Consider the following 12,915-nt stretch of genomic DNA (forward strand, 5'->3'; position numbering starts at 1 on the left):
AGGGTTATGATATGCGACATTTGTATATTTTAAGCGGCCTTTTATTGGCTCTTAGTACCACATCCTTTGCTTACCCGGGTTACGGACAGCAAAGTCATACCCTAAGTCATCGTAGCGTACTGTTTTTTGCTCCCAGCCACGACACATTCGTTGAACGGTTTTTGTTTGAAACCCGAATGAACAACTGTGAGTTAAACGATAGAGAAGTCTTTACTCTGGTGTTGACGGAAGATGGTAAGACGTATCCTGAGCAGACGGGGCTGGGGTTTAACGTCGATGTGTTGGCTGAGCAGTTCGCGATACCCAAAGGAAGTCACACCGCCATTCTTATCGGCAAAGATGGTGATGAAAAGCATCGCTGGGGTTCAGAGACAGACTGGCAATATATCGCAGACCTGATAGACACCATGCCAATGCGGCAATCGGAAATGGCAGAAAGACCCAGCCCCTGCCGGGTCTGAATGTATCCATTAGTTGAATTGAGACAGCCACTGGTGAAAGGCTTCTTTCGGCAGTGCGCCAGCCTGTTGACCAATCAATTTGCCCTGCTTAAATACCATTAGAGTAGGAATTGATCGAATGCTAAAGCGTGCCGCCAAGGTTTGTTCAGTCTCTGTGTTGATTTTTCCAAATCTGAACTTTGGCTCTAGTTGCTCAGCGGCTTGCGAGAAGATCGGAGCAAAACTCTGGCATGGACCGCACCAGTTAGCCCAGAAATCAACAACCAGTGGAAGATCCGCTTTAGTAGCATGTCGGTCAAAATTTGATGAGTTGAGGTCGATGGGTTTGCCTTTAAACAAGGCGGATTTACAACGACCGCAATTCGGAGCTTGATACAGACGTTCGTCTGGTACACGATTTAAACCTGAACAATCAGGACAGCAAATAATCATATCGGATTCTCCTTTTAAGAAGATGTGGGGTTGATTTACTTACTTGTAAACCCCGTTTAAAAAGAGAGATTGTTGATATCGATATTCTGTTTCAGATAGAAATCATGTAGCTCGGAAACACTTAACGCTTTTGAAAAGTAAAAGCCTTGAATGATGTCCACCTGACATGACTGAACAAACAGCAATTCATCTTCCGTTTCAACCCCTTCAGCCACTACGGTAAAACCAAGCGTTTTAAGGGTTCTCACCATAGAGCTGTATAGCTGACTACCTTTTTTATCCCTTGCCTGACGCAGAAAATGGTGGTCAAGTTTTATAATGTCCGCCTGCAAGGACGACAACATGGATAGGCAAGAATAGCCGGAACCAAAATCATCAATTGCCACCTCAAAACCCGCCTTTCTCAATTTGGCTGCAGAGTGATTGACCATGTCGATATTATTTGCATAAACGGTTTCTGTGATCTCGAAAACAAGCGGATACCCTGAAAGACGTTCGATGATCCCATCAATCAACTCAGTGTCGCCGATTGAATCCACATTTAGGTTGAGACTGATTTTTATCCTGTTCTGATGAAATATCTCATGTTTTGTGGCGTCTCTCTCCACTGCGCCAACAACCCATTTATCAATGTATTGTGCAATTTTTGCCCGCTCAAAATGTTTAATAAAGGTTGGTAGGTACAGAGCATTTTCAGTTTCAAGGCGAAGTAAAGATTCGACACCTACCATCTTTAGACTGTGGGCATCAAACTGTGGCTGATAAAACATTTTCAGGTCGCCAGACAGGATCTCTCGCAGACTGCGGTTCAGGTTCTCATGATGTTCGATGACTTCATCGTGCATATTGAACATGCTGACTTCCTTTCTCTCAGGTACTGAGTAACTGAATCGCATCTTGTGGGACAGGGTATCGAGTAGGCTGTCATTGCTGTTCCGAGAATAACGGGAAACGAAAGGCATATAGATGAGGATATCTATCATCAGCGTGATGATCTGTAACAACAGTGTTTTTAAATCGCCCCCTGAGATCAGTGCTCCGTCAATCAGTGATGGAGTAACCCACTCAATGCTATCTCGAACCGCAGTAATGTTGAGAAGATCGATAAAGACCTGAGCAAAGAGATGATTAAACAATGGGACCAACACAAACGGTATAGCAAGAATCGGGTTGATGATGATAGGTAAGCCGAACAGTAGTAACTCGTTAACATTAATGATGGCGAAAGGAATGGATATTTTTGCCAGCGTTCTTGCAAATTTCATATTGGAAAAAAGCAGAATGGCAATAATTAACGCCCAAGTGCTCCCCGAACCGCCATAAATAACGAAGACGTCGAAGAAAGTACTAAATGGGATATTAGAAACATAGATTTCTGAAACAAACGAATAATCGAAGAAGGTGTAATACGCGGACGCACCGTGTATTCCGATTAGCCACATTAAATGAATAATAAAGGTATGAAAATAAGCCTGAAAATTTAGCGGTAGAGTGCTAATAAATTGGACAAAGAAGTCAACGTTTGATTGTCCCCATAGGTAATAAAACGCAAACAAAAATAGAAAGATCACGACATGCGGTATTAATCCGTTGACCGCTCCCTCCAGCAGAGGATTAACGATATTGGATTGTATCAAACGGTATTTAAAGTATTTCTGCACCAGAAAACAGCCAATACAGGTGATGATGGGAATAAGAATGGCATCATCAAGAACAAAGTTGTCGGATACCGCCAGTCCTGTCTCTGTCTGGGTGATAAAACCAGAAAAAATAAAGAACATGGTGACGGACATAGATGTCACCAGAAAGCGTTCTTCAAAAAAGTGGAATGACAGATGGTAGGCGAGGGTGATAGTGAGCAGAATCGGAAAAACCAGTAAAATGGTGTTGTCGATAGAACGGATTGACTCGCTTGGAATCAATTCATACTTACTATTCAGAACAATAAATACAATCCATGCTGACCGAAAGAAAAAATAGGGTATCAGTGATACCATTGCTGCTCGGAAAGAGGTGAAAACATTATTCAACAAAGAACGGAAATTCACCAAAACATTGCCTCCCCAAAACCTTATATCCTTAAACGGATGGGTAAGATTGATATCGTTGTTGATTGAATATTGAAGTAACTGGCCTTGATCTCAAATACTTCTTCTGACACACACTCATAAAAAGCTATGCTGAGCGGCTAACTTGTACAAAAGAACACATAAATAACCAAAACCCAAAAGTGTATTTGACGTATATGTGCAGAATGTTGAATAACGCAGCTCATCTTATTTTTAAATTGCCGTATTTACCTCATATACAAGCACACTGAATCCTGCATCTACTGATTGTTTCGACACGCTGAGTATGTTCAGCTTTATAGACAGCCTGGGACGATTAATAGTTATTAATTAAAATTCAACATTACCTAATAAAGACTTTACAGTTTATCGTCTTATCTGAGGCGCGTTGTCTTGTTAGGGAGACTGCATTTATGCTCATAACTTTTTTGAACTACATCAATATGTGCCTTGAAAAGAGATTAAGTTTCAAGTCCGATTTTTATTGATATGAATCTATTTGATTAATACAAAAGGTTTTTTTGAAGTTGATGCAAAAGCTGGTCGCGTCATAACCCCAAAAAAACAAACGTCTCATCTGAAAAATGATGGCTAGCCTGCGGTGAGTAAAAGCCCTATTTTATGGGCGAGCCGTCGCTTGGTCATGACTAGAGGTACCATCAAAGAGACTCAGCGTATTTTATCTTTAAAAGGCCGCTTGACAGGTTGCGAATAGCCTATGTATCATACCCCCGGCCTGACAGACAGACCTATAAAAATGTACTTTGCGTTATGTTCCAGAAAACCTTCTTATCAGTTTTGCTGCTGAAGTCTTTCCTTTCATAAACAGGCACATCACATAGATTATTCTTTTTGGCTACATCCGCATCTATGCGCCTTAAACACAAAAATTTTAGGAGACATCATGTCTAAAGCAACTGGTACCGTTAAGTGGTTCAACGAAGAGAAAGGTTTTGGTTTCATCACTCAGGACAACGGTGGTGCAGACGTATTCGTTCACTTCCGTGCTATCGCTTCTGAAGGCTTCAAAACTCTGGCTGAAGGCCAGCAAGTTTCTTTCGACGTTGAGCAAGGCCAGAAAGGTCCTCAAGCTGCAAACGTTGTTAAGCTGTAATTTCAGCTTAAAGTAAAAAGATGCCGGTTTATCCGGCATTTTTTGTATCTGCTTTTCAACACGCCTCTTGCTTTTCAATACGTTGCTGATAGTGCTTACGACAAAATCTAAATTGTCTTAAAGAGCACATCAAAACGCGTTTCAGCGTCTTTTCCACTTCTTCCGCCTTTAATAATCTCAACACTCATCTGATAGGCATCATCAAGAAGCTTGATAAATCTGGCTTTGAGCTGATCATTCTGCTCGTCACTCAGCCAGCGTTTGGTTTGATATTTCACCAGAACAGCATCAATAAATTGGTTATCCCTTGCCAGTAACGCCTCTCTGCTCTGTTTCTTCACATTAAACTCAGGTTCGGCGACTATTCCCCTCTCATTTAATGAGGTCAGCCATGTTTGATACGCCTTTATCAGCATGGGAGCTTGCTGAATAAAAAGACCATTGTTGGTATCCATCATTAAACTTCTGACATCGGCATTGGATGAGCCAACAAACAGATCGTTACCAAAAATCATTAGCTTGCTATGTAATGAGCGTTCACTTTGACCGACGGCCCGTGGTTGATGCTCTAAATATCGCAGACGAAATCCCAGATTATTTTTGCTGGTAAGGCTGTGTTCCATCAGTGCTTTTAACTGATGATTAGCCAATAGATTAACCAAATTAAGATCCGTGCTTGCCATCGAGTTTGTGATAATGGTGAGCTCCACGTCAGGACATTTGAGTCGGCCATCCAACATGCGGGCAATGGTCGACAGAAGATTTGATGGCAACATGACATAAGCGTTGTGGAAAACTATCGATTGCGGTTTGCCAGCCCTCGCGTTAGCGCATACATCTTTTATCGCTGCCAGCCAGAGTGCGTGTATATGTTTACCCGACTCTTGCTCACGACCATTTACCGAACCAAATTTCCTTTCCAAAGGCTGCGCGCTAGTAAACGGGAGGTTCTCTACATAATAAATCTTTGCTGATGCATCAATGGGAATGTCATCAAGCGGAAAATACTGTCTTTGAGGTAAATAATCCTGACGAAAACGATCAGCCATATTTTGTTGGTGTTGGTCGAGCTTGGAGGTCAGTGTTTCATCGTTTAATGTCAATTGGCGACGAAATTCTTTTTGTATGCAAGACTCGGTCTGGCACTGGGCCTGCGCTTGCTGGTAGGCAATTAATGCCTGTGGATCGCTGTGGGCCTTAATGTCTTTGAGTCTTGTTGTTAGTAGTTCGAAAGACCAAAGCTGGTCAAATGTTTTTTGAAGAGCAGCATCCGGCGCAATGAGGGTCAGTGCTACATCGGTATCAATAAACGAGTATTTGCTATTAAAAGCGCCGGGTTGAGTGTGGTAGGCATCCTCGAGGTTTCTTCCGCCAATTTGCAATTGCTGGCTGTCTACAAGCAGCAATTTATGATGAAGGAAATCTGTCATATGACGCCATGCAAGGATATCTCTGGCAGAACGCTTTATGTCGACAGGAAGAAAGTGAGTGAGCAAGGAGGTATACGGCTCCAGTTCGTCGCCATAAACCAGAGAAAGTGCTGACAATTGCAACTGATTAATCAGTCTGTTGAGTCCAGTATTAAATTTAGCTTGAAAATAGATAGAACTGAGACGGCTAATTTCCTTAATATTGCCTTTCGTCATCTGCTCATCATTGTCTTTGTATTTTCTGAGCTCGTTCAATGCCTGTTCAAGATTTGAAGATAGCGCCATTTGCATCAGCGGGACAGAGCGTCCATAAAGCCCTGTCAGTAACAGTCGTGATGCAGCTGTCGTTGCATAGGCTGTTTTTTGGGTTGAGCTTATGAGGTTATTCAGTAGTGCCAGTTTTTCTGTGCTGCACCTGAGTTGGCGATTGCTTTCAGGTGTTTGTTGGAACGCCTGCCCACAGCCTAGCGTTAAATAGATGGCATCTTGGATGATACTTTTATCTGGCGAGTTAAACAGTCTGATTTCGATGCTGCCCGGACTGCTGCGAGTCAGTGATTCAAGCCTTTCCAAACGAGCAAACTGGCGAAAATTGATAAAGTAGTCAAGCAATAGCCGGACTTTTACTCCCCGGTTTGCTGCATCTATCAAGGCTTCAGTGAGGACGGCGGTACTTGAGTCGTCAGCATAGATGTAATAGGCGAGATCAATAGTCTGCTTTGCTGACCTGATCATGTTCAGTTTAGTGAGTAATGCTTCATCATTATCTCTAATCAGCTTGCCAGATTTAGTTTCTAATGCGACAGAAGAGGACTCCAGAAGCTTTGTTAGTCCTTGATTTGTTGAAGTTGCGCAGGCTGATACCATCAAAACAAGACAGTAAAAGATGGCTAGGGGATAGCGCTGGTGCATCGCAAGATACCGTTCCATCAAAAGATGGAACGAGATTATCAGTGTAACATCGAGTTATGTTTCACGTAATTTGGATTCGCTTGTTCTTTCTCACTGTTAAGCGGCTTCCGCATAATCAATAGTCCCAAGCGATGTACTGCACTTTTATTATTGCTATGTAATGCCATCATTTAAAAATGATGCAGCTTGCTGGTAGACGTGCTGGCAGGCTTTTGCCGTTAGCGTCTCCATATTGAGGAAGGCATGGATCATGTTATCGAAGTGATGATGTTCTATGTTGACGCCTGCTTGCTCCAGTTTGTCGACAAATGCTTTTCCTTCATCGCGCAGAGGGCAAAATTCCGCAGTGAATAAAAGCGTTTTTGGAAAATGCCCGGCATCGATCTCTTGCCAAAGTGGTGATACTTGCTCCCGGTTTTCATGGTGTTGGAAGTAGTTGTTAAAATACCAAGCGATCGTTTCCGTTTGCAGCAGATAGCCGGTGCCATTTTCGATGAGCGAGGGCTGATTCATTGTGTAATCGAGGCTGGGATAAATCAGAATCTGCTTGTCGATGTTGAGGTTTTCGTCATTACACGCTCGTTGGGAAAGGCTGGCGGCCAAAGCCCCGCCCCCAGAGTCACCTGCAACGGAAAGGCTTTTTACGGCTGACACTTTATGTTTTTCAAGAAGGGGCCAAATTCCTCTTGCTACCTGGTAGCAATCAGTGAGTCCGGCAGGATAGGGGTACTCAGGGGCAAGTCGATAATCCAGAGAAACCACAATATGCTGAGTGTGGATGGCTAATTTTCGGCAAATAGGGTCATAGACGGTAACACTACCGGCAGTATGGCCTCCACCATGCAGGTACAGGAGTACGGGCAATGCGGTGTCAGGAGAAGGATGATAAATCCTGATGGGGATTGAGGGAGCGCCCTGTACTGACATCCCTGAAAATGATACTTCGAACTGTGAGATAACCTCATCATCAATGATTTTAGCCACTTCTGGTGAGTCTGGTGTGAGAGTCAGTGTCAGATTGGCCAGTCCCTGCCGGGCAGTTTCTGGTGTAGGCGAGAAGCCGGATACCTTGAGTGCGTTTAGCGCTTCATTAAATTGGTCAAGCCAGCTCTTCAATGCCGGTTCGAGTATCCTCATGGCGATGTTCCCTATTCTTCAATGTTATTGGCTTCTTAACTGCGCACTTTGACATATTCACTCCAGAGTGATTATGTCAAACGAGGATAGCTTTATTCGTCATTAACTGGCAAGTAACTGAATTAAAGATATAAAAGTTCATTAACTCAGTTTCCCACCCGGTATAGATGGTCACCTCGTGACTTGTGCATAGGCTATTTTTTTCGTTTACCTTGTCCACATCGACTCTCTCTCAGACAGTTAGATGACATCTTAAAAACATGTCAGCCAGCGTGGTTACAAATAAAAAATGATGCTCAATAAGTGAGAATTTGAGGAATTGACGCCATGTCTTTCAGCTCATGGTGATAAAAGATGTTCTTGTTGATCAAGATGATGGTGTTCGGTGCGATATACCGCACCACCTTAGTCAATAAAAATAAGGAGCAGGCATCAAGGGATTGACACTACCAATACATAAAATGGAGGGGTTCGGAGTGAAAGCGATCTGGTTTGTGGCAACATCCATTCTTTTGTCAAGCACGGCCATGGCTGAGGGTAATACCCTTGGCATCAATGTTGGAGCCGGAAATATGGATGCGAAGATCAACGACCAATCACTAGGGGAAGACGGCATCTTAGATGGTGAGATTTACTATCGTCGCATGCTAACAGACAACCTTGGTATTGAAGGCGGATGGCGTCAGTCGTTTGAGGTGCCCGTTTTTTCTGCGATAGACAGTATCCTCGGGGTCGATGTAAAAGATGTTGAAAGTAGTGGCCCCCGTTTGAGTGCCTATGCAGAATATCCGTTGCAGGGGGGCTTCAGCGTTTACGGTAAAGGCGGTTTAACCTACTACACTCTGGAATACTCATTGCGAGGAAAGCAAATGGATACGTCCTCATTAGGTGGAGAGGTGGCGGCTGGTCTTAGCTGGGACTTAGGTTTTCTTGGTATCAATCTTGAAGCCAATTATGCAAGGAGTAATAAGGTTGCATTGACGACCGGACGACTTGGCCTTCATGTCAACTTCTAACCGTTTTTACCGGGTCAATACACCGACGACCCAGATTTTGGGTCGTTAGATTATCCCCTCAAACCAGTTTTGAATACGCCATATCTTTTCCGCAATTTGTTATCGTCAGATTATTTACTGTGCTAACTGAACAAGTAGAAAAGGCGGACGCGTCAATGCCTCTGTTGCACTATTCATTATGTTCAATTAAAGGCTGCTTTAAATTTAATGTTTATTCGAAAAACCCTATGTCTCCCTGTTTAGGTTGAGACAGGCGCAAGATCTTTACGCTCGTTAGAGTCGAGTGTGGCATTCTTATTTTGTGTCTTATTACATCGCGTCATACTCTGTTTACACACCACTATTCAGTAAGTTGGACTGTGACGTCCTTGCTATAGTTAATGAGTATCTGAGCAAGATGCTTCCTGACACTGTATGCGGAGAAATAACACTGATATGAAAACTGTGTTTGTTGATTTAGATAATGTGTTGGCCGATTACTCAGGCGCTTTTGACCGCGCTCGGCAACGAGATCCTGATCAAGTATATCCGCAGTCCCAATATGGCTTTTTTGCCCGTTTGTTGCCGATAAAAGGGGCGGTTGAAACTATGCATGCAATGGCTGAATCTGACGCTTACGAACCCTACATATTAACCGCACCTTCTATCTATAATCCGCTTTGCTACACAGAAAAGCGTGTTTGGGTGGAGGACATCCTCGGTCTCTCATTCGTCCGTCACTTAATCATATGTTCTAACAAAGCATTGATTAAAGGCGATATCCTGATTGATGATAACCAGTGTGGCTGTGGGCAGGAATCGTTTAGCGGAGAGTTGGTTCATTTTGGTGGACGCCAGTTTCCAGACTGGCGAGCGGTGAGGGAATACCTGCATGTTTAGCCGCTGGCTGTTGATGAAAAAATAACGGCAATGCGGATCTCACCGCCGTTGTGTGCCACACATATCCTTTATCGGATACATCCGCAACGAGAGTATATCAGGGATGAGCTGGCTTCATTTTGGGTTTGAGCGGTGCCTTTTTACCAATACACATCATCAGGATTAATGATAAAGCAACTAAAGCAATACCCAGCCATTGCAGCGACGATAATGACTCTCCTACCAGATTTACTCCCAGAATTACTGCAGCTACCGGGTTAAGCATGCTGACCATCGACATCATGTTTGGCCCCAGTGACTTGATTGATTTGGCAAACGCCCAGTAGGCAAAGGCACTGTTAAATACACAGATCCATAAAATACCCGGTAAATGTCCAGTTGTGATCATCTTGGGTATCCCGGCAAAAACAAGCGCAACGGGGATCATCATCAAGCCGCCAAGCGTTAACTGCCATGCAGTTAAACGGAAGATGTCACTGACAGGCCACTTTTTAAGTAACAGAGATGCTCGGGCGACCATAGCTGTTGCGGTTAACGCGGCAATGGCACCGTAAGGGTCGATATCTGAAGACGGATTGAGAATTAATATAATGCCCGCCAGACCGACAAGGGCCAGCAATAAATTTTTGATATCTGGTTTCTTTCCTTCAAATAGCCATTGCACAAACATCAACTGAAGCGGCAAGGTTGCGCCCAAGGTGCCGGCAACTGAGCCTGGTAAACGATAGGCAGCAATAAATAGAAGAGGGAAAAACAAAGTGATATTCAGTGTGCTGAGCTGAAACATGCGTGTCCAACGAAGCGGCGGCTTGCCGGGCTTCAGCAGCAGTAATAACAATCCTGCTGGCAGTGCTCGCCAAACGGCAACCCAAAACGGTGAAAGATCGCTCAAGAATAGACTGACAACAGAATAGGTGCTCCCCCACAAAATGGGCACTGTACATGCCAATAACAATCTAAACATTATTATTCTCTTAAGAAAGTATCTTTTTAGTGAGATAAATATATTGGAATATAACCTTTCAATCAAGTATCTTTTTAAAAAGAATAAAGGAGGCATCGATGAAACAAGACCACGTCGATCTTGTGCTTTCGCAATGGCATGAGCAAAAACCAGAATTAGATACATCTCCAATTGCCGTGATAGGTCGTTTGAGCAGAGTAGCGAACTTGATGACGCCACAGGTCAATGACTTATTTAAACGTCATGATATAAGCAGTATTGAGTTCGATATTCTTGCTTCACTCAGGCGATCAGGTAAACCCGTTACTCCTACTGAGCTTTATCAGACGCTGATGTTATCTTCAGGGGCAATGAGTACACGGCTTGAAGGGCTGGTAAAAAGAGGATTAGTTGAAAGACAGGCCAGTGAGACAGACCGAAGAAGTTGTAAGGTGACGTTGACTGACAAAGGGAGTACCGAGATTGATCATCTGTTTTCCCTTCATATTGAAAATGAAAAACGCATACTTAGTCCCCTTAATAAAGAGGAACAGGCGCAATTGGCAGGGCTATTAAAAAAATGGTTGCTCTCTAACGAATAACTTTGCTCGGATTGCAACGATTCGGTAGCGAGATGCTTTCAACAACCAGAAAAGGGGTAGAAAAAAAATATGGTTGTCTATCCCGTTAAAATCCAACCTTCCTCACAATACTGATACTTTTTTCTTCATTGAAATAGCTAAAAAGGGGAGGCAGGTATTTATTCACTTTTTCTCCCAAAATTTTTCATCAAAACAGATTTATTTTTGTTATTTATAACAATGAAATCGATTTCTTCTGACTAAACCTGTAATTAATGAGATTTTTTATTCAATTGGCTATTTTACACCCCAATAAAGTGCATAATTAATAGTCAGTTATTAGTGATTAGCTAACTATGTGATCTTTAGCAGTAAAATTTTCTATTGTTGCTTTTGAAATGTAAATCCAACGTAAACAAAGCCTTTATTTTGTGTTTTTAGTGTGTATTATTTCGATACAAATCTTGTTTATAGAGAAACGTACTGTAAATGAGATTCATAAAAAACATAAAATCTCGGAGTGTGATAAATGGATAAATCTCTATCAAGTAGGATTTTTCTTGGCCTTTTTGCTGGCCTTTTGCTCGGAACGGCAATCCAATACATTTTCAACGGCATTACCCTTTTTGATACTTACCTTCTTGGCCTAGCTGAAAATGCCGGAACCATGTTTGTTTCCCTCATTAAGTTGTTAGTCGTCCCTCTTGTTTATATTTCTATTGTCTGCGGCATTGTTGAACTGAAAGATATTCGTTCTTTTGGTCGTTTGGGTGGTAAAACATTTGGCCTTTACCTGCTTAATACAATTATTGCCATTGTTGCGGCTCTGACAGTTGCCTATTTGGTTCAACCCGGCGCAGGTGTTGATTTGGCAAACACTGTCGCAGGCTCAGTCGCCATTACCGCGACGGAAACACCGGATATCGCTTCTCTTGTCGTGAATATTGTGCCAAGTAACCCTGTTCAGGCGTTTGCTGAAGGCGATATGCTACAAATTATATTCATGGCAATTTTGACTGGCATTGCCATTCAAGCGCTGGATTCCAGAAGCGGGCCGGCAGTACGCACTTTTAAAGTGGCTAACGAGATCATGATGAAACTGATTGGTCTTGTGATGAGTCTTGCTCCTTATGGTGTGTTTGCGTTGATGATTCATTTAGGCGCAACGCTGGATGCCCAGACTCTGATGTCGGTAGCAAGCTATGTGGCCTTGGTTGTTGTCATGTTGGCGTTCTGGATCTTCATTTTCTACCCCATGATGGTTCAGCTGACGACTGGGATCTCAGCGAGAGAATTCTCACGTAAGACTCGCGAGCAGGTACTGTTTTCACTGTCGACGGCAAGCTCGAATGCGACGATTCCCGTCACAATGCGAACCCTGACAGATAAAATCGGTGTATCAAAATCCGTCGCAGGATTTGGTGTCCCGTTGGGTGCGACGATGAACATGTCAGGCGTATCAATTTATATTGCTATTGCGACTGTGTTCTGTGCCAACGCGTTTGGTCAGCCTTTTGCTTTGTCTGATATGCTGACATTAGGCTTTACCGTCTTGCTTCTCTCTATTGGAGCTGGTGGTGTACCCGGCGGTGGTATTGTGATGGTTGGCGTGTTGCTGCATCAACTGGGTATTCCACCTGAGGGTTTGGCGATTGTCGCGGCAGTTGACCGTATCAATGATATGTTCTGTACCTCATCAAATGTGGTAGGTGATACAGCGGTCAATACCATCGTGGCAAAATCTGAGGGTGAAATTCAGCCAGTCGTTGAAGATAAGGCGGCAACTACTGCTGAAGTAACCAGCTAAACCCAGATATTACGAATGAGTGAAAAAGCGGAGCAGTGGCTCCGCTTTTTTTATGAAGTGGATTCTAAGCTGCAAAAAATCATCTGTTTCGTACATTAACTGAGCGAACAGCAAATAAAATCACATTGAATGGT

The 12,915-nt window shown here is 43.2% G+C and carries 11 protein-coding genes; 6 read left to right on the forward strand and 5 right to left on the reverse strand.

The genetic code is table 11. From position 1 onward, the window contains the following. Positions 1-11: 11 nt before the first annotated feature. Positions 12-461 (forward strand): DUF4174 domain-containing protein, encoded by a 450-nt coding sequence (locus A8L45_RS21190; RefSeq protein WP_068905351.1) that lies wholly within the window; start codon positions 12-14, stop codon positions 459-461. A gap of 9 nt (positions 462-470) precedes the next feature. On the opposite strand, the gene trxC is transcribed toward A8L45_RS21190, so the two are convergent. Then, complete coding sequence (trxC, locus tag A8L45_RS21195) at positions 471-893, reverse strand: thioredoxin TrxC (RefSeq protein ID WP_068905352.1); 423 nt, start codon at positions 891-893, stop codon at positions 471-473. A 56-nt stretch (positions 894-949) separates the two neighbouring features. Further along, complete coding sequence (locus A8L45_RS21200) at positions 950-2,941, reverse strand: EAL domain-containing protein (protein ID WP_083228464.1); 1,992 nt, start codon at positions 2,939-2,941, stop codon at positions 950-952. A gap of 925 nt (positions 2,942-3,866) precedes the next feature. On the opposite strand from A8L45_RS21200, the gene cspE reads away from it, so the two are divergent. After that, positions 3,867-4,076, forward strand: a complete 210-nt coding sequence (gene cspE / locus A8L45_RS21205) for a transcription antiterminator/RNA stability regulator CspE (RefSeq protein WP_068905353.1) — start codon at positions 3,867-3,869, stop codon at positions 4,074-4,076. Positions 4,077-4,183: 107 nt separating this feature from the next. Here cspE and A8L45_RS21210 read toward each other — a convergent pair whose 3' ends face one another. Beyond that, positions 4,184-6,436 carry a phospholipase D-like domain-containing protein gene (locus tag A8L45_RS21210; RefSeq protein ID WP_083228465.1) on the reverse strand — a complete coding sequence of 751 codons (2,253 nt, stop codon included), beginning with the start codon at positions 6,434-6,436 and terminating at the stop codon, positions 4,184-4,186. A gap of 135 nt (positions 6,437-6,571) precedes the next feature. Beyond that, complete coding sequence (locus A8L45_RS21215) at positions 6,572-7,555, reverse strand: alpha/beta hydrolase (protein WP_068905355.1); 984 nt, start codon at positions 7,553-7,555, stop codon at positions 6,572-6,574. Positions 7,556-8,031: 476 nt separating this feature from the next. Here A8L45_RS21215 and A8L45_RS21220 point away from each other — a divergent pair, with 476 nt between their 5' ends. Then, on the forward strand, positions 8,032-8,571 hold the full coding sequence (locus A8L45_RS21220; RefSeq protein ID WP_245680790.1) for an outer membrane beta-barrel protein: 540 nt from the start codon (positions 8,032-8,034) through the stop codon (positions 8,569-8,571). A 435-nt stretch (positions 8,572-9,006) separates the two neighbouring features. Next, positions 9,007-9,450, forward strand: coding sequence for a 5' nucleotidase, NT5C type (locus A8L45_RS21225; protein WP_083228467.1), 444 nt, complete (start codon positions 9,007-9,009; stop codon positions 9,448-9,450). Between the two features lie 97 nt (positions 9,451-9,547). Here the strand turns inward: A8L45_RS21225 and A8L45_RS21230 are convergent, their stop codons facing one another. Further along, entirely contained in the window at positions 9,548-10,414 is an 867-nt protein-coding gene (locus A8L45_RS21230) for a DMT family transporter (RefSeq protein WP_068905357.1), read from the reverse strand. Positions 10,415-10,512: 98 nt separating this feature from the next. Between A8L45_RS21230 and A8L45_RS21235 the strand changes: the two genes are divergently transcribed. Both A8L45_RS21235 and A8L45_RS21240 read left to right on the forward strand, forming a co-directional pair. Next, positions 10,513-10,995, forward strand: a complete 483-nt coding sequence (locus tag A8L45_RS21235) for a MarR family winged helix-turn-helix transcriptional regulator (RefSeq protein ID WP_068905358.1) — start codon at positions 10,513-10,515, stop codon at positions 10,993-10,995. A gap of 508 nt (positions 10,996-11,503) precedes the next feature. Next, a complete protein-coding gene (locus A8L45_RS21240) occupies positions 11,504-12,781 on the forward strand; it encodes a dicarboxylate/amino acid:cation symporter (RefSeq protein WP_068905359.1) in 1,278 nt (425 codons plus the stop codon). The last annotated feature ends 134 nt before the right edge of the window (positions 12,782-12,915 follow it).

Source organism: Veronia pacifica, from assembly GCF_001707825.1.
Lineage (GTDB): Bacteria > Pseudomonadota > Gammaproteobacteria > Enterobacterales > Vibrionaceae > Veronia > Veronia pacifica.